Consider the following 16,497-nt stretch of genomic DNA (forward strand, 5'->3'; position numbering starts at 1 on the left):
TAGAAGGATCCGATGGCCGACCCCACCGAGCCTACGTCCGTTCCGCCCCCGGCCGCGTCGGCCGGCGCCGCACCGGCGAGCACCCGCCGGGAACGCACCGGCTGGTACTTCTACGACTGGGCGATGTCGGCGTTCTCCACGACCGTGATCACCGTGTTCCTGGGTCCGTTCCTGACCAGTGTCACGAAGCAGGCGGCCGGCTGCGCGATCGACGCCGTCGAGTGCACCGGGTACGTGTATCCGCTGGGTATCCAGGTGGCGCCGGGGTCGTACTTCCCGTACCTGGTGTCGTTGTCGGTGGCGTTGACGGTGCTGGCGTTGCCGGTCACCGGGGCGATCGCCGACCGCACCATGCACAAGAAGCGGCTGCTGGCGGCGACGGCGTTCCTCGGCGCGGCGGCGACCATCGCGATGATCTTCGTGACGGGTGACCGGTACCTGCTCGGTGGCGGGCTGTTCATCCTGGCCAACGTGACGTTCGGCGCGAGTGTGGTGGTGTACAACTCGTTCCTGCCGCAGCTGGGTGGCCCGGACGACCGGGACGGGATCTCCAGCAGGGGCTGGGCGTTGGGGTACCTCGGTGGTGGTCTGCTGCTGGCAGCGAACCTGGTGGTGGTGCAGTCGTTCAGCATCGACGGTGATCCGCAGCGCACCCTGGACCTGGCCCGCTGGTCGATCGTGTCGGCCGGGGTGTGGTGGGCGGTGTTCACCCTGGTGCCGCTGGCCTGGCTGCGGGAACGTCCGGCAGCCGACGCGCACCCGGGCGGCAACGTGCTCACCGACGGGTTCAGACAACTTGGTCGTACGGTGCGGGGGCTGAAGGCGTACCCGTTGACGTTGTTCTTCCTGCTGGCGTTCCTGGTCTACAACGACGGCATTCAGACGGTGATCGCGTTGGCCAGCCAGTACGGCACCGAGGAGCTGCGGCTGGGGCAGTCGACGCTGATCGTGACGATCCTGCTGGTGCAGTTCCTGGCGTTCGGTGGGGCGTTGGCGTTGGGGGCGGTGGCGAAACGGATCGGCGCGTGGAAGACGGTGCTGGCCAGTCTGGTGCTGTGGACGGCGGTGATCCTGGCGGCGTTCCGGCTGCCGGCGGAGGCGCCGGCGCAGTTCATGGCGTTGGGGGCGGCGATCGGTCTGGTGCTGGGCGGCTCGCAGGCGCTGAGCCGGTCGTTGTTCAGCCAGATGATCCCGGCCGGTAAGGAAGGCGAGTACTACGGGTTCTACGAGATCAGCGACAAGGGCACCAGTTGGTTGGGGCCGTTGGCGTTCGGGGTGGTGTTCCAGCTGACGAACTCGTACCGGGTGGGCCTCGTGTCGTTGTTGATCTTCTTTGTGATCGGGTTCCTGCTGCTGGCGGCGGTGCCGGTCCGGCGAGCGATCATCGCCGCCGGCAACACCCCACCCCGGGTGCTCTGACCCTCTCCCCTACCCCATGATCGCGACGATCTTGCGCTTATCGAGAAGATTTGTCGGAATTGTCCAACGATAAGCGCAAGATCGTCGCGATCATGGCCGGGGCAGGCGGGGTGGACGGTTACGGGACGGGTCAGGGGATGGGTCAGGGGATGGGCTGGGTCGCCTCGATGGCGGCGATGGCGGTACGGGTGGCCGCCACGAAGTTCCAGAACACCGTGTTGGTGGTGTTGCGCCGCTGCGCGACCGTGTTGGTGCCGAACATCGCCGTCCGCAGCGGGGTGGTGATCTCCAGCTGGGCGCCCATGCCGAGCAGCGTCCGGTTGACGATGTTGTTCGTGGCGGTGCCGGCGATCGCCGAGATGCCGGTGGCGTCGAAGGCGGTGAACCCGGCCGCCGTGTAGGCGGTGATCAGCGCGGCCCGGAACGCGGCGTTGCGCCCACCGACGGCCACGGCCTGGGCGTTCGACGGCAGCCCGGCGGTGCCCGGGGTGCAGCCGTGCAGGGCGACGACATTGAGCGCGCCGGCCGCCACCGACAACGCCGGGGTGTCGTCACAGTTGCTGGCGGTGACGTGCAGCTCGCCGTTGCCCGACGAGCGGATGCCTTCGAACATCCAGTAGTCGTGGACCGGGCCGGCGGCGGGGGTCGCCGCCAGGGTCGCCGGGTGGTAGCCGGCGATCGCCAGGCACAGCTCCGACGTGCCACCCTCGATGCCGCCGCCGTGCGGGGCGATGATCGCCGTACGCGGGAACGCGACCGTGCCCGCGTTGGCGTTGTCGAGCAGGGCGTGCCGGCGGAACCGGCGGGCGTAGTCGACGCCTTCGGCCAGGTCCGGGTCGGCGTACAGGTCGGTGTTGGAGTCGTACAGGTCGGCGGCGAGTGCCGGCGCGGCCGGCAACGTCACCAGGGGTCCGGCGACTGCCGCGGTGGCGAGCATGCCGAGGACGGCCCTTCTGCTGGTGCTCATGAGGTGGTTCCTCCATCAGGTGTGGTTGCCCGGTGGTTCGGGCGAGGCACACCGTGTCACATCGACTGCGACGATCACCAACGATTTCCGTTGCCGCAGGAAGCCTGCACCGCCGGATTCGGCGGCAAAATCCACTGGTACGGCGGATTTCGCACCGCTGCGGTGTCGGATCGACGACGTGGGCCGTATCGGCGACCCGACACCGCCCCGGGCCCGACCCAGGCGGGCGGGCGGTCAGGCGGCGAGACCCACCGCGAGCGCGACGATGCCGAGCAGCGGCGCCAACCCCTGGATGAGCGCGGCGCGCACCAACGCCGGCCGGGAGATCACCAGGACCGCACTGGCGGCGAGCATCGACCCGGCACCGGTGAAGACCAGGGTCGCGCCGACGGCGGTCGCCCCGGCGACGATCACGACGATGCCGAGCACCACCGCGACCGCCAGGAACAGGTTGTAGAAGCCCTGGTTGAAGGCGAGGGAGCGGGTGGTGAGGGCCTCCTGCTCGCTGCGGATGCCGAACACCGCACGGGTACGCGGCGCGGTCCACGCCACCGACTCGAGGTAGAAGATGTAGCCGTGGATCAGTGCCGCCACGGCGGCGAAGACCAGTCCCGCGACAACCACGTAGCCCCCCGATCCCCCGAGTCGCACGCCTACCGGAGGGAATCTATCGGATCGGCCAGGCCGTAAGGTGGCGGCCATGGACCGGACCCCGGAACGGCAGTGGCTCGACGCGCTCAGCGACGTGCTGACCCGTTCCCACCTGTTCCAGCCCGACGAACTCGCCCCCGAGTTCGCCGAGGTGATGGCCGGCCTGGGCGTGCAGACCACGATCTACCTGGTCGACGAGGAGCAGCAGGCGCTGCGCCCCGTACCGCATCCGGGCCGAACCGACCCGCCACCGCAACCGGTCGAAGGGTCCCTCGCCGGTCGGGCCTTCACCCTGGTCGAGTCGATCCCGGCGCTGAACGAACCCGCCTGGTGGATTCCGATGATCGACGGCACCGATCGGCTCGGCGTCATCGACTTCGCCTTCGACGACCCGGACGTCGCCGCCGACCCGCACACCCGGCGTCGCTGCGAGACCATGGCCGGGCTGATCGGCCACCTGATCACCGTGACCGTCCCGAAGGGTGACTTCCTGCTGCGGGTCGGCCGGTCCCGGTCGGCGACCGCCGCCGCCGAACTGATGGCGCAGGTGTTGCCGCCGCTGACCGCCGCCACCCGCCGGATCACCGTCAGCGCCGTCCTGGAGCCGAGCTACGACATCGGCGGCGACGGCTTCGACTACGCCATCGACGGCCACCACGCCCAGTTGGCGATCTTCGACGCCGTCGGGCACAGCATGAAAGCCGGCCTGACCTGCAGCGCCGTCATCGCCGCGATCCGGGCGGCCCGCCGTGCCGGGCTGGACCTGCCCGGTCAGGCCGAGGCCGCCGACGCGGCCGTGCTGGACCAGTTCACCGACGCCCGGTTCGTCACCGCGATCCTGGTCGACATCGACCTGGACAGCGGGCTGCTGCGCTACGTCAACGCCGGACACCCGAGGCCGATGCTGCTGCGCGGCGGCAAAATGGTCCGTGAGCTGCGCGACGGCCGGCGGCTGCCGCTGGGCATCCGGCACCCGGCCCGCGCCGTCGGCGAGGAACAGCTCGAACCCGGCGACCAGCTGCTGATGTTCACCGACGGCGTGGTCGAGGCGCGGGGCAGTGACGACGGCGGCGAGTTTGGCCTGAGCCGGCTGGCTGACCTCGCCGAACGCCAGGCCGCGACCGGGCTGCCGGCCCCCGAGGCGGTACGCCGGCTCGCCCGCGCCGTCGCTGACTTCCGGGGCGGCCCGCCCAGCGACGACGCGACCCTGCTGCTGGCCGACTGGTCCCCGGCCGCCGCCGAACGCACCGTGATCACCCCGCTGTGACGCCGCTGGAGGAGCTGCGGGCCACCGGGCTGTACGTGCGGGCCGCGCGTCAGCTCGGCGCCGACACCGCACCGGTACGCCTGGCCGGGCTGCACGCCCTGGAACGCCTCGGTCAGGCCGGTGCCGCCGACCGGCAGCAGGTCACCGACGTGCTCTGCGCCTACCTGCAGCTGCCGTTGCCGGCGCAGCGGCCGGACGCCGCGCAGGAACGGCGGGTGCGGCTCGCCGCGCAGCACATTCTGGCCCGGCACCTGCGGCCAGGGCCGGCCGAACACACCCCGGATCCGGCATTCTGGGCGGGGGTCGTCGTCGACCTGACCGGGGCCACCGTCATCGACGCCGACTTCACCGGCTGTCACCTGCACGACGCCCGGTTCGGCGGGGCATGTTTCGTCGGCGACGCCCGGTTCGACGAGGCGACCTTCACCGGCACCGCCGGCTTCGTCGAGGCCAGCTTCGCCGGTACGGCCGGTTTCGTCGACACCCGGTTCACCGGCCCCGCCGAGTTCGACCGGGCCGTGTTCAGCGGCCCCGTCGGTTTCGGCGACACGATCTTCGCTGGCACCGCCGGGTTCGCCGGGGCGACATTCGCCGGTACGGCCGGTTTCGGTGACACGACGTTCCACGGCATCGCCCGGTTCACCGGTGCCGTGTTCGCCCGCGACGCCCTGTTCGGCGGGGCGGCGTTCAGCGGCACCGCCCAGTTCGCCGACGTCCGGTTCGGGGTCGACGCCTGGTTCACCGAGGCCACGTTCGCCGGCATCGCCCGCTTCACCGGGGCGACGTACGGCAAGGATGCCTGCTTCGACGGGGCGGTCGTTGGCGTCGGCGGCCGGGACCGCGACGAATGGCCGGCCGGCTGGCACGTCGACCCCGCGACCCGTCACCTGGTACGCGCCCCGCACCGCTGACTGCGACCGCTACCACTGGCGCTGGCGGTACGGCTCTACTGTGGTGGGCCGACGACGGATGGTATCCAGCGGACGGCGGGACACACAGGTGATCAAGCATTGGAAGTCGGCGGCGCCGGCCGCAGCGGGTGCGGCGGCCCTGCTCGCGGCTGCTGTCGTGCTGCTGCCGGGTCGGCTGTGGTTGACGCTGTGGCAGACGATCGTCCAGCACTGGTTGGCCACGTTGCTCGCCGTTGTCGGCCTGGCCGGCCTGGTGAGCGGCGGTCTGCTGTGGCGGCAGGCGCAGCCGCCGGTCGAGTCGTCGGCGGCACCCGTACCGCCGCAGCGTCCACTGCGTCCGCTGCCGACCTGGATCATCCCGGTCGGCGCGCTGGTCGTGGCCGGCATCACCTGGGCGGCGGTGTGGGGTCTACAGTCCGCGATTCCAGCCGGCGCGGGAACACCGCTGGAGCGGGCGCAACTACGGGTGGAGACGATCCGCACCGGCCTGTCGGTCGGTGCGGGTGTCGGTGCAGCCGCCGCGCTGCTACTGGCGTTGCGCCGCCAGCAGGTCACCGAACGGACCCAGCAGGCCACGGAGTACGACGCGGGCGAGAAGCGGGTCACCGAGCTGTACGTCAAGGCCGCCGAACAGCTCGGCTCCGACAAGGCACCAGTACGCCTGGCCGGCCTGTACGCACTCGAACGCCTCGCTCAGGACAACCCGGTGCACCGGCAGAGCATCGTCGAGGTCGTCTGCGCCTACCTGCGCATGCCGTACACCCCACCGGCCGAGAAGCAGACAGGTCAAAGTAGTGCCGAGCCCGACGCGGCGGAGACCACGGACGCCGCCGAGAGGCCGAAGCCGGACCAGCCGACGCAACCTGACCCCCGTGAGGAACGCCAGGTACGGCTGGCCGCGCAGCGCATCCTCGCCCGCCACCTGCGGCCGACGACGCCGGACGGCACCCCGAGCCCGACCTACTGGAAGGGCGTGACTCTCGACCTGACCGAGGCCACCCTTCTCGACGCCAACTTCGCCAACTCCGTTCTGAACGATGCTTCGTTCGTCAGGTCGACGTTCACCGGCACCGCCTGGTTCGACGGGGCGACGTTCACCGGCACCCCCAGATTCGACGGGGCGACGTTCACCGGCACCCCCAGATTCGACGGGGCGACGTTCACCAGCACCCCCAGATTCGACGGGGCGACGTTCACCGGCACCCCCAGATTCGACGGGGCGACGTTCACCAGCACCCCCAGATTCGACGGACGACCGTCACCGGCACCCCCAGATTCGACGGGGCGACGTTCACCAGCACCCCCAGGTTCGACGGGGCGACGTTCGAGAGCGGGGTGACTTTCGGCGCTGTCCGTGTCGAGGGCGACGGTCGTGCCAGTGACGTGTGGCCGGCGGGGTGGCAGGTCGATCTCGACACGCGGCGGGTGGTGCGCGTACCGGTGGAGGAGAAGCCGGAAGGGGACGCGGAGCCGGAGTGACGGGCGGTGCTGTCACTCCGGCGGGGTGCCGCGACAGTGGTCAGGGCCTACCGGGACTCGCTGACAGCCGAGCCATGGCCGCGGTTTCGGCGATCTGGTCGGGCCAGCGGAGGAACCGGCGGTACAGGTCCGGCGGGCTGAGCTGCTCGGCGTCGCATTCCAGCAGGTCGTCGATCGCCTCGTACATGAGGGTGGCGAGGTAGACGCACATCCCGATCCGGTCGTTGGCCCAGTCGGCGGTGATCTCGATCTTCGCGCTTTCGCACGGCCATTCTGTACCGCACTCGCGACAGTTCCAGTCGGGCCGGTTGGCAATGTGCATCAGCCTTCTCCGTCCGCGTAGGCGTTGTGCCGTCGCGCGAACCGCGTCACGCGGTCGTGTGTGGACTTCAATCCCATCTGTCAACCCTTCTCGCAACACATTTCCCATGATCACTGAACACTTCCTTCACATCATGCTTATTTGCCAACTGGCTCAGCGCAATCTCGCACCGGTAGGTTCGGACCCAACATCCACCCGCCATTACGTGACACGAGAGGACGGGGTTTCGTGGACGACGTCGGCAGCACTGTCCCCCGCAGGCAACTGGGTCGATACCTGAGAGAGCTTCGCGAAGACGCTCATGTCACGGTCGCCGCTGCGGCCAAGGCACTCGAATGGTCGCCGCCGCGCATCTGGCGCTACGAGGGCGGCCAGGTGCCGATCCACCCGAACGACGCCGAGGCGATGTGCCGGCTCTACGGCGCGTCCCCGGAAACGATCACGACGATGCGCGACCTGGCCCGGGAGACCAAGTCACGCGGCTGGTACCACAGCTACGACCACGCCATCAAAGAATGGTTCAAGCTGTACGTCGGTCTCGAAGCCGCTGCCTCGACGATCCGTCAGTACGAGCCGAACGTCGTCCCCGGCCTGCTCCAGTCCCTGGAGTACATGACCGAGATCATCACCACCGGAAACCCTGACCTCAAGCCCTCCGACCAGCAGGCAAAGATCGAAGTACGGTCCAAGCGGCAGAAACTGCTCGCCCGCGTCGTCCCGCAGGCCCCCGACCTGGACGTGGTGATCGGCGAAGCCGCATTGCGCCGCCCACTCAAGGACCGGGCCGCAATGGCGCGCCAACTGCGGCACCTTGCTGCCGTCGCCACCCAACGCCACAACGTCACCGTCCGGGTGCTCACCTTCGCCGCCGGACTCCCCAGCCGACCAGCAGTCGCGCCGTTCTCCATCCTGACCTTCCCCAAGGTCAGCGTCCGCCCACCCGAGCCGACCACCGTCTACTCCGACGGCCCGTGCGGTGCCATCTACCTCGACAAAACCGCCGAGATCGAGACCTACGAGGGCATCTGGTCGTCGCTCAAGCAACACTGCCTCACCCCGTTAGAATCGACCGAATTCATCACCCGGATCGCCAAGGAGTACGACCATGAAGGCTGACGGCGTGTGGCGTAAGTCCACCCGGTCCGATGCTGACGGCAACTGTGTCGAGGTGGCCGGCCACCCGTACCGCGTCGCCGTACGCGACAGCAAGGACCACACCGGCCCGGTCCTCACTTTCGACACCGCCGCCTGGCAGCACTTCGTCGAGACGGTGAAGACCCGCCCCTGATCTGCCCCGGACCACTACCCCATTCCAGCGCCACGGGAATCCTCGCCACACCGAGGATTCCCGTGGCGTCTTCGTGTCCCGGACGTTACGTCAGCAGGCCACCATACTCGTCGCAAGATACGGCCACCACAGAGGACAGACGACAGAAAGTAGTGGCTCTTGACCGCTGCGTGATCGACGGGTGATGATCTCGCAGTTGATCGTCAACTGTCGATAGGAATGACCGATGAGGACTGCTCTCCACCGGGCCGGCCGCATGCTCGTCGCCTGCGCCGTCGTCGCCGCCACCGCTCTCGCGGGCGTCGTCGCCACCGGTAGTGCCGCCCAGGCAGACGGCTGCTACACCTGGGGACGCGTCCTGTCCCAGGGAATGTCCGGAGAGGACGTACGGCAGCTGCAGATCCGCGTCTCCGGCTACCCGGACTACGGCGCGGTGCTCGCCCTCGACGGCGCGTACGGACCTGCCACCCGGTCCGCCGTGGTTCGCTTCCAGCAGGCCTACGGCCTGTCCGCCGACGGCGTCGCCGGCTCGCAGACCTTCAACAAGATCTACGCGCTCCAGGACAACGACTGCACGCCGGTCAACTTCAGCTACGCCGAGCTGAACAAGTGCAACAGCAACTGGTCCGGTGGCGCGGTGTCCGCCAGCACCGCCAAGTTCAACGCCCTCGTGTCGATGTGGAAGCTCCAGGCCATGCGGCGCGCCCTCGGCAACGTACCGATCCAGATCAGCAGCGGCTTCCGCAGCTACTCCTGCAACAGCGCCGTCGGCGGCGCCTCCAACAGCCGGCACCTGTACGGCGACGGCGTCGACCTGGTCGGCTCACCCTCGTTCTGCCGGCTCGCCCAGCAGGCCCGCTACCACGGCTTCAGCAACATCCTCGGCCCCGGCTACCCCGGCCACAACGACCACACCCACGTGGGCGCCACCCCGAGCCGGTCCTGGTCCGCGCCGAGCTGCGGCATTTGATGATCATCGGCGGGCAGGTCCGGCCGCCCGGTGCCGGGTCCCCGGACGACGCGTCCCCCGAACACAATGAACAGATGGACACCGTCGCGCAGTTGACCATCGTCCGCCATGGGCAGAGCACCGCGAACGCGGCCTTCGCCGACGCCCACGCCCGTGGTGTGGCCGACCACGGCCTCACCGGTCGCGACGCCGACATCGAGCTGACTGCGCTCGGCTGGCAGCAGGCCACCCACCTCGGCACCTGGCTTGCCACCCGACCCGCAGACCAGCAGCCCGACGTGGTCTCTGCTCCCCGTACCTGCGGGCCCGTCAGACCTGGACCCGGGTGGCCGGCACCGCCGCCGCGCTCGGCGTGCCCTGCCCGGAGGCGGTCATCGACGCACGGCTGTGCGACCGCCTGATGGGCGACCTCGAACTGCTCACCCCGCAGATGATCACCCAGCGGTTCCCGGCCGAAGCCGCCCGGCTCGCCGCCGACGGACCGTACGCCTACCGCCCGCCGGGCGGTGAGACGTTCGACGACGTCGTCGCGCGTGTCAAGGCCGTCCTGGCCGACCTGGACCGCGATCACGCCGGCCGGCGCGTCCTGGTCGTCGCCCACGACGCGGTGGTCATCGCGGCCCGCCACCTCCTCGACGGCCTGCCGTTCACCGAACTCGACGCGATCATCGCGACCACGCCGGTCGCCAACGCGTCGATCACCCGCTACGCCGACACTGGCGACGGCCTCGAACTGGTCGAGTTCGCCACCACCGCCCACCTGCCGCCGTGACTTGTGCTGCCACTCAGGCAGACGGACGGCGCACCCGATAGCGCAGGTGAAGGACCCGGCTGCCCTGAATGATCACGTCAGGATCCGCCAACAGGTGCTGCGCGTCGACCGACCCGAAGTAGCGCTTGCCGGACCCGAACACGACGGGTATGACGTCCATGCGTACCTCGTCGACCAGGCCTGCGGCGAGCACCTGGCCGCCGACGTCGCCGGCGGCGACCTCGACGAGGCGATCACCGGCAAGTTCCTGCGCCCTGGCCACGGCCGCCTCGACGCCGTCGACGAAGTGAAACGGCGCCTCGGGGTCCCAGCCCTCTGGAGCCGGCCGGTGCGTCACGACGACCACGTGGTCGACCCCCGCTGGCGGGGTGCCGTCCCAGCCGTCCGTCATGTCGAAGACGTGGCGGCCGACGATCGTCACCCCGATCTGATCCCAGTACGGCCGGACGTAATCGTAGGAGGTCTGCGACACCGTCAGCTCGCCGCTGTCGTCCAACGGGACATCACCGTTGGACATCCAGTCGAACAGCGGTCCGGGCTGGTCCTTCACGTCGGCGATGAAGCCGTCCACCGACACCGACCCGTACATGACCACTATGCCCACGGGGCTCCCCCTCTACGTCTGGAGGCATCAACGTAGCGCGCCGTGCGCCGACGTGCTTGTAGAAAATCAATCCGCCGGCAGCGGCCAACTGTCCAGCACATGGTCGGGATGTTCGCGCAGGAACCGCTGCCGGACCTCGACGTACCGGGTCGGTGTGAGGCCGGTGAACGCCCGGAACTCGTGGCCGAAGTGCGCCTGGTCGAAGTAGCCGGCGCCGCTGGCGAGCTCGGCCCAGTCGACCGGTCCGGCCGGGTCGATCGCGAACACGGTGGCGGCGAAGCGGGAGGTGCGGGCCAGCCGCTTCGGCGTGACACCGACGATCTCCTTGAACCGCTGCGCCAGATGAGTGCTGCTCACACCGGCCGCCGTGCCCAGGTCGCCGATCGGGATCGCCCCGCGGGTCGCGGTGATGACGCCGCTGGTGTGGCGGACCAGCCCCAGACCGGCGGTCACGCGCAGCCGCCGCGTCAGCTCCTGCTCCAGCAGCGTCAGCATCTCGGCCGGTCCGTCCGCCGAGGCCAGCCGGTCCCGCAGCTCGACGACGGCGGGCCGACCCCACACCTGTTCCAACGTCACCGGCCGGTCGCACAGCTCGGCCGCCGGCATCGGCAGGAACGGCGCCAGCCCCCACGGCTTGACGTGCACGCCGACCGACCGGGTCTGGACCGGGTAGCCGAAGTCGTACGCGCGGGTGGGCGTCGTGACCACGCAGCCGTCGGCGTACTCGGCCGGCTCGATGTCGGTGCCGGCGCGGATGCGCAACGGCGCCCCGAGGTTGACGATGAGCAGCGCCGCCGGCGTGGGCGGCAGCGTCAACCGGGCGTACGGCGGCGTACCCTCCAGGTAGTAGATGTCGTCGATCAGCCCGTCCAGCGGCGGTCGCGGCACTCTGGACACGTACTCCATGCCCACAGCATCACCGACGCCCGGCCGGCACACGGTGGCGGGATGGTTCCAATTGATCGCCATCTGACCGTCTCGGGCCCCGCTGAGGCAACGACTGCACGCAGGTCAACGTCAGCTACGCCGAACTGACCAACATGCAACAGCACCTGGTCCGGTGGCGTGATGTCCGCCAGCAGCGGCGAGTTCGGCCTCGATCAGATTAGCGGCCCGGTCGGCGCCCCCAGCCGACCGGGCCTGCTGCTTCAGGTCGGCGCTGCGGGCCGCCACGGCGGGGTCCGCGGTGTGGGCGAGCAGCGTCCCACGGAGCTCGGCGGCGGTGACGGTGGCCGCGTCGACGACCCGGGCGACACCCAGGCCGGCCAGCTGCTCGGCGTTGGCGAACTGATCGGCCGCCTGCGGTACGGCGATCATCGGGGTCCCGCAGTAGATGCCCTCACTGCTGCCGCCCATGCCGGCGTGGGTGACGAAGGCGTCGGCCTGCTCCAGTACGGCGAGTTGCGGCACCCACGGGTGGACCTCGACGCTGTCCGGCACGGTGCCCAGCTCGGCGGGGTCGACGTGGCTGCCGATCTGCAGCACGGTGTGCCAGCCGGGCAGGTCACCGAAGGCGGCGACGCACCGGCGGTAGAACTCGGCCTGCCGGGTGAAGGCGGAGCCGAGGGAGACCAGCAGTACGTTGTCGACGCCGGCCGGGCGGACCCAGGTCCCCTGATCGGAGCGGTCGCCGAGGACCGGGCCGACGAAGCTGTAGACGGACCGGTCCACCCGGTCGGCGTTTGGTTGCAGCGCCTCCGGTGGCAGCACCAGGCTGCGCGTCGGCCGACCCTGGAACGCCATGCTGTCGGTGACCGACGAACCCTCCGAGGTCAGCCACTGCTCGAACCGCCGGTAGTAGTCGGCGCCGCGCGGATCAGCCCGCATCGCCGCCACGACAGGCGCCATCTCCTGCTCGTAGCCGTCCCACGCCACGAACGTCGACGACAGCTGGACGGCCGGGATGCCCCACTGCTCGCCGAGCAGCCGGGCCGGTGCGCCGGCGATGTCGTAGAGGAACAGGTCCGGCCGGTCGTCGGCGTACGCGGCCCGCAGCTGCGGCAGCATCGCGATGGCGTCGTCGAGGAAGAGCGTGAGCTGCTCGATCGGGTCGTCGGTCCCGGAGCCACCGTCGCTGGGCAGCGTCGATTCGTACGGTGTCAGCTCCGCGCCGGTGCGCTCGATGACCTCAGCGAAGGCGGGGTCGTTGGCGTAGGTGACCCGGTGGCCGCGCTGCACGAGGGTACGGATGATCTCCAAGCTCGGGTTGACGTGGCCGTGGAACGGGATGCTGACCATGGCGATGTGCGGCACAGCGGACCTCCGAAGCTTGGAGACGAGACGTTTCGTCTCGCCAGCAGCGAAGCACGACACCCGGCGGCACGTCAAGACGAGACGTACCGTCTCGCAGTAGGCTGTCGTGGTGACCCCACAGCCCGCCCGGCGCAACGAACAGTCCCGCCGCGCGATCCTCGCCGCCGCCCTGGCGCTACTGACCGAACAGGGCTACGCCGCCGTCACCGTCGAGGCCATCGCCGCCCGCGCCGGCGTCGGCAAGCAGACCATCTACCGCTGGTGGCGCGGCAAGGGCGCGGTCATCCTGGACGCGCTCACCGACAACCTGCCGGACGTCCTCGCCCTGCCCGACACCGGTGACCTGCGGGCCGACCTGCGACAGGTGCTCCGGGCCACCGTCGCCGAGTTCGCCGATCCACGGCTGTCCGCCACCACCCGCGCCATCACCATCGAGACACTCACCGACGAGCAGCTGGCCGACCAGGCGCGCGACCGGCTGCTCCGCCCCCAACTGGACATGGTCCGTGCCCGGCTGGAAGCCGCCCGCGACGCCGGACAGGTCCGCCCCGACGCTCCCCTGGACCAGGTCGTGGAGCTGCTGTTCGGCCCGCTCTACCACCGTTGGCTGCTGCGCAACGGCCCACTGACCGACGAGTACGCCGACAGCATCGTCGACCTGGTCGTCGCCGCCGTCACCCCCGCCGCCACCTGACGAGGCGTACGCCAACGATCGTATCGCCGGTCAGGCCGAGTGGCGGCGGACCCGATAGCGCAGGTGCAGCACCCGGCTGCCCTGAACGATCATGTCAGGATCCGCCAACAGGTGCTGCGCGTCGGCCGAACCGAAGAAGCGCTTGCCGGAGCCGAACACGACAGGTACGACGTCCATGCGTACCTCGTCGACCAGACCGGCGGCGAGCACCTGACCACCGACGTCGCCGGCGGCGACCTCGACCAGGCGGTCACCCGCAAGCTCCTGCGCCCTGGCCACGGACGCCTCGACGCCGTCGACGAAGTGAAACGGCGCATCGGGATCCCAGCCATCGGGCGCCGGCCGGTGCGTCACGACGACCACGTGGTCGACCCCTGCTGGTGGCGTGCCGCCCCAACCGTCCGTCATGTCGAAGGCTCGGCGGCCGACGATCGTCACCCCGATCTGATCCCAGTACGGCCGGACGTAATCGTAGGAGGTCTGCGACACCGTCAGCTCGCCGCTGTCGTCCAACGGGACATCACCGTTGGACATCCAGTCGAACAGCGGTCCGGGCTGGTCCTTCACGTCGGCGATGAAGCCGTCGACCGTCACCGACCCGTACATGACCACCGTGCCCACGGGGCGCTCCTCTGCTGACGGACGTTCCGGATGCCAACTTAGCGTGTCGTGAGCTGGCGTTCTTGTAGAAATCAAATCCGCTTCGATGTCGGTGCCGGCGCGGATGCGCAACGGCGCCCCGAGGTTGACGATGAGCAGCGCCGCTGGCGTCGGCGGCAGCGTCAACCAGGCGTACGGCGGCGTACCCTCCAGGTAGTAGAGGTCGTCGATCAGCCTGTCCAGCGGCGGTCGCGGCACTCTGGACACGTACTCCATGCCCACAGCATCGCCGACGTGGTGGCCTTCGCCCCCGCCGGCACCCGAGAAGGAGTACGCGAATGACCGAGCCCTACGACACCGGCATGCTCGACGTCGGCGACGGCCACCAGGTCTACTGGGAGGTCTGCGGCAACCCCGACGGCGTACCCGTCGTCGTGTTGCACGGCGGGCCCGGCAGCGGATGCACGCCCCGGCACCGCCGCGCGCTCGACCCCGAACGCTTCCGCCTCGTCCTGTTCGACCAGCGCAACTGTGGGCGCAGCACCCCGTCGGCGGCCGACCCGGCCACCGACCTGAGCGCCAACACCACCGCCCACCTCGTCGCCGACATCGAACGGCTGCGCACCCACCTCGGCGTCGACCGCTGGGTCGTGTACGGCGGCTCCTGGGGCGCGACGCTCGCCCTGGCGTACGCGACCAACCACCCCGACCGGGTACGCGGCATGATCCTCGTCGCGGTCACCATGACCCGCCGCAGCGAGGTCGACTGGCTGTACCGGGGCGCCGGCCGGTTCTTCCCCGAAGCGTGGCAGCGGTTCATCGCCCACGCCGGCCTGCCCGGCTACGCGTTGCCGACCGACACCGAGCCGCCGATCGAGCCGGTGCTGCTGCGCTACGGCCGGCTGCTCGCCGACGCCGACCCGGCGGTACGCCAGCGGGCCGCCGACGAGTGGTGCGCCTGGGAGGACGCGCTGATCTCCGAGGAGCACAACGGCAACCCCGGCGCGTACTCCGCCGGACAGCTGCGCCAGCGGCTCACGATGACCCGCATCTGCGCGCACTACTTCGGCAACGGCGCGTTCCTCACCGACGGCGAGATCCTGCGCGACGTGCCGAAGCTCGCCGGCATCCCAGGGGTGCTGGTCCACGGGCGGGCCGACGTCAGCGGGCCGGCGATCACCCCGTGGGAGATCGCGCAGGCCTGGCCCGACGCGCGGCTGCACGTCATCGGCGACGCCGGACACACCGGCAGCGCCACGATGCGCCGCGTCATCGCCGACGCCGCCGACACCATGGCCCGGCACACCGGGGCGGTGCGGTTCCGTGAGTGACGTTCCCGACCTCGGTCCCCCGCCGCAGCGGGTCACCGTCGACGCGCACCAGGTGCATCGGCTCGTCGCCGACCAGTTCCCGCAGCTGGCGCACCTGCCGGTCGCTCCGGTGGCCAACGGCGGTTGGGACAACTGGACCTTCCACCTCGGCCCCGAACTGCTGGTACGGCTGCCCAGCGCCGCCGAGTACGCCCTGGCGGTCGACAAGGAACACGGGTGGCTCCCGGCCCTCGCCGCCCGACTACCGCTGCCCGTCCCCACCCCGGTGGCGAAAGGCAAGCCTGCTGTGGGCTACCCCTACCCGTGGTCGATCTACCGGTGGCTCGACGGCGAGCCGGCGAGGGCGGACCGCATCACCGACCCGGTCCGCTTCGCGACCGACCTGGCCGAGTTCCTGGCGGCCCTGCAGGGCGTCGACGCCGCCGGTGGTCCGCAACCGGGTGTCCACAACTGGTTCCGGGGCGGCACCCTGCGTACGTACGGCCAGGAGGTGGAGCGCGCGCTCGCCGAACTGGGCGACCACGTCGATGCCGACCTGGTGCGCGAGATCTGGGCGGCGGCGCTCGACGCCCGCTGGGACGGAATCGACCGCTGGTTCCACGGGGACGTCGCCCCGGGAAACCTTCTCGTCGCCGACGGCCAGTTGGCGGCTGTCATCGACTTCGGGACCTGCGGCGTCGGCGATCCGGCCTGTGACCTGGCGATCGCTTGGACCTTGCTGACCAGCGACGGCCGGCAGGCATTCCGTGCGCGGCTGTCGGTCGACGACGCGACGTGGACACGCGGACGTGGCTGGGCACTCTGGAAAACCCTCGCCACCTGCGCCTACACCTACGGTGACCCGGAGCGCACGGAGGAATTCGCGACCGCGCGCCGCGTCCTGGCCGAGATCGTCTCCGAGTACGCCGCCGACATTTTCCCGTACCGTCCGGCTTGAGTCTCCACCGGCTGGAAGGTGCACGCTGAAAG

18 protein-coding genes and 1 pseudogene are annotated in these 16,497 nt (G+C 70.2%); 12 read left to right on the forward strand and 7 right to left on the reverse strand.

Going from position 1 to position 16,497, the window contains the following annotated elements; translation table 11 throughout:
* Positions 1-12 precede the first annotated feature (12 nt).
* Positions 13-1,419 carry an MFS transporter gene (locus ACN28F_RS00570; protein WP_289206198.1) on the forward strand — a complete coding sequence of 469 codons (1,407 nt, stop codon included), beginning with the start codon at positions 13-15 and terminating at the stop codon, positions 1,417-1,419.
* 142 nt (positions 1,420-1,561) lie between these two features.
* On the opposite strand, the gene ACN28F_RS00575 is transcribed toward ACN28F_RS00570, so the two are convergent.
* Together ACN28F_RS00575 and ACN28F_RS00580 are read right to left on the reverse strand one after the other, a co-directional pair.
* On the reverse strand, positions 1,562-2,386 hold the full coding sequence (locus tag ACN28F_RS00575; RefSeq protein ID WP_421356779.1) for a poly-gamma-glutamate hydrolase family protein: 825 nt from the start codon (positions 2,384-2,386) through the stop codon (positions 1,562-1,564).
* 234 nt (positions 2,387-2,620) lie between these two features.
* Positions 2,621-3,010, reverse strand: a complete 390-nt coding sequence (locus ACN28F_RS00580; RefSeq protein WP_289206200.1) for a DUF1304 domain-containing protein — start codon at positions 3,008-3,010, stop codon at positions 2,621-2,623.
* Between the two features lie 76 nt (positions 3,011-3,086).
* Between ACN28F_RS00580 and ACN28F_RS00585 the strand changes: the two genes are divergently transcribed.
* From ACN28F_RS00585 to ACN28F_RS00600, 4 genes are all read left to right on the forward strand, one after another.
* Positions 3,087-4,304: a PP2C family protein-serine/threonine phosphatase gene (locus tag ACN28F_RS00585; protein WP_289206201.1), complete on the forward strand. Its 1,218-nt coding sequence runs from the start codon at positions 3,087-3,089 to the stop codon at positions 4,302-4,304.
* Complete coding sequence (locus ACN28F_RS00590) at positions 4,301-5,215, forward strand: pentapeptide repeat-containing protein (protein WP_421356793.1); 915 nt, start codon at positions 4,301-4,303, stop codon at positions 5,213-5,215. Before ACN28F_RS00585 ends, ACN28F_RS00590 begins: the two co-directional genes overlap by 4 nt.
* A gap of 88 nt (positions 5,216-5,303) precedes the next feature.
* Complete coding sequence (locus ACN28F_RS00595) at positions 5,304-6,554, forward strand: pentapeptide repeat-containing protein (protein ID WP_421356794.1); 1,251 nt, start codon at positions 5,304-5,306, stop codon at positions 6,552-6,554.
* Complete coding sequence (locus tag ACN28F_RS00600; protein WP_421356800.1) at positions 6,458-6,694, forward strand: pentapeptide repeat-containing protein; 237 nt, start codon at positions 6,458-6,460, stop codon at positions 6,692-6,694. Before ACN28F_RS00595 ends, ACN28F_RS00600 begins: the two co-directional genes overlap by 97 nt.
* A gap of 40 nt (positions 6,695-6,734) precedes the next feature.
* Here ACN28F_RS00600 and ACN28F_RS00605 read toward each other — a convergent pair whose 3' ends face one another.
* A complete protein-coding gene (locus ACN28F_RS00605; protein WP_421356795.1) occupies positions 6,735-7,016 on the reverse strand; it encodes a flavin reductase in 282 nt (93 codons plus the stop codon).
* A gap of 228 nt (positions 7,017-7,244) precedes the next feature.
* Here ACN28F_RS00605 and ACN28F_RS00610 point away from each other — a divergent pair, with 228 nt between their 5' ends.
* From ACN28F_RS00610 to ACN28F_RS00625, 4 genes and pseudogenes are all read left to right on the forward strand, one after another.
* Positions 7,245-8,132 (forward strand): helix-turn-helix domain-containing protein, encoded by an 888-nt coding sequence (locus ACN28F_RS00610; protein ID WP_421356796.1) that lies wholly within the window; start codon positions 7,245-7,247, stop codon positions 8,130-8,132.
* On the forward strand, positions 8,122-8,304 hold the full coding sequence (locus tag ACN28F_RS00615; protein WP_421356797.1) for a DUF397 domain-containing protein: 183 nt from the start codon (positions 8,122-8,124) through the stop codon (positions 8,302-8,304). Before ACN28F_RS00610 ends, ACN28F_RS00615 begins: the two co-directional genes overlap by 11 nt.
* 226 nt (positions 8,305-8,530) lie before the next feature.
* Positions 8,531-9,274, forward strand: coding sequence for a D-Ala-D-Ala carboxypeptidase family metallohydrolase (locus tag ACN28F_RS00620; RefSeq protein ID WP_421356802.1), 744 nt, complete (start codon positions 8,531-8,533; stop codon positions 9,272-9,274).
* A 74-nt stretch (positions 9,275-9,348) separates the two neighbouring features.
* A pseudogene (locus ACN28F_RS00625) lies at positions 9,349-10,046 on the forward strand (histidine phosphatase family protein).
* A 13-nt stretch (positions 10,047-10,059) separates the two neighbouring features.
* Here ACN28F_RS00625 and ACN28F_RS00630 read toward each other — a convergent pair.
* The 3 genes from ACN28F_RS00630 to ACN28F_RS00640 form a co-directional block, all read right to left on the reverse strand.
* Complete coding sequence (locus ACN28F_RS00630) at positions 10,060-10,650, reverse strand: dihydrofolate reductase family protein (RefSeq protein WP_421356803.1); 591 nt, start codon at positions 10,648-10,650, stop codon at positions 10,060-10,062.
* Between the two features lie 66 nt (positions 10,651-10,716).
* Positions 10,717-11,556 (reverse strand): helix-turn-helix domain-containing protein, encoded by an 840-nt coding sequence (locus ACN28F_RS00635; protein WP_421356804.1) that lies wholly within the window; start codon positions 11,554-11,556, stop codon positions 10,717-10,719.
* 111 nt (positions 11,557-11,667) lie between these two features.
* A complete protein-coding gene (locus ACN28F_RS00640) occupies positions 11,668-12,888 on the reverse strand; it encodes a macrolide family glycosyltransferase (RefSeq protein ID WP_421361189.1) in 1,221 nt (406 codons plus the stop codon).
* A 124-nt stretch (positions 12,889-13,012) separates the two neighbouring features.
* Between ACN28F_RS00640 and ACN28F_RS00645 the strand changes: the two genes are divergently transcribed.
* Entirely contained in the window at positions 13,013-13,597 is a 585-nt protein-coding gene (locus ACN28F_RS00645) for a TetR/AcrR family transcriptional regulator (protein ID WP_289206208.1), read from the forward strand.
* Positions 13,598-13,627: 30 nt separating this feature from the next.
* Here the strand turns inward: ACN28F_RS00645 and ACN28F_RS00650 are convergent, their stop codons facing one another.
* On the reverse strand, positions 13,628-14,218 hold the full coding sequence (locus ACN28F_RS00650; RefSeq protein ID WP_421361191.1) for a dihydrofolate reductase family protein: 591 nt from the start codon (positions 14,216-14,218) through the stop codon (positions 13,628-13,630).
* Positions 14,219-14,535: 317 nt separating this feature from the next.
* Between ACN28F_RS00650 and pip the strand changes: the two genes are divergently transcribed.
* Together pip and ACN28F_RS00660 are read left to right on the forward strand one after the other, a co-directional pair.
* Positions 14,536-15,528: a prolyl aminopeptidase gene (gene pip / locus ACN28F_RS00655; protein WP_421356805.1), complete on the forward strand. Its 993-nt coding sequence runs from the start codon at positions 14,536-14,538 to the stop codon at positions 15,526-15,528.
* Positions 15,521-16,465 (forward strand): aminoglycoside phosphotransferase family protein, encoded by a 945-nt coding sequence (locus ACN28F_RS00660; RefSeq protein ID WP_421356806.1) that lies wholly within the window; start codon positions 15,521-15,523, stop codon positions 16,463-16,465. Before pip ends, ACN28F_RS00660 begins: the two co-directional genes overlap by 8 nt.
* Positions 16,466-16,497: the final 32 nt, after the last annotated feature.

Origin of the sequence: Solwaraspora sp. WMMA2101 (assembly GCF_049179175.1) — a bacterium.
In the GTDB taxonomy this organism is placed as follows: Bacteria; Actinomycetota; Actinomycetes; order Mycobacteriales; family Micromonosporaceae; genus Micromonospora_E.

What these genes read in the sequence shown, in the direction of transcription:
- ACN28F_RS00615 (WP_421356797.1), top strand. Translation starts at nt 8,122, where the DNA reads ATGAAGGCTGACGGCGTGTGGCGTAAGTCCACCCGGTCCGATGCTGAC.
- ACN28F_RS00620 (WP_421356802.1), top strand. Translation starts at nt 8,531, where the DNA reads ATGAGGACTGCTCTCCACCGGGCCGGCCGCATGCTCGTCGCCTGCGCC.
- ACN28F_RS00635 (WP_421356804.1), bottom strand. Translation starts at nt 11,556, where the DNA reads ATGGAGTACGTGTCCAGAGTGCCGCGACCGCCGCTGGACGGGCTGATC.
- ACN28F_RS00640 (WP_421361189.1), bottom strand. Translation starts at nt 12,888, where the DNA reads ATGGTCAGCATCCCGTTCCACGGCCACGTCAACCCGAGCTTGGAGATC.
- ACN28F_RS00585 (WP_289206201.1), top strand. Translation starts at nt 3,087, where the DNA reads ATGGACCGGACCCCGGAACGGCAGTGGCTCGACGCGCTCAGCGACGTG.
- ACN28F_RS00605 (WP_421356795.1), bottom strand. Translation starts at nt 7,016, where the DNA reads ATGCACATTGCCAACCGGCCCGACTGGAACTGTCGCGAGTGCGGTACA.
- ACN28F_RS00570 (WP_289206198.1), top strand. Translation starts at nt 13, where the DNA reads ATGGCCGACCCCACCGAGCCTACGTCCGTTCCGCCCCCGGCCGCGTCG.
- ACN28F_RS00575 (WP_421356779.1), bottom strand. Translation starts at nt 2,386, where the DNA reads ATGAGCACCAGCAGAAGGGCCGTCCTCGGCATGCTCGCCACCGCGGCA.
- pip (WP_421356805.1), top strand. Translation starts at nt 14,536, where the DNA reads ATGACCGAGCCCTACGACACCGGCATGCTCGACGTCGGCGACGGCCAC.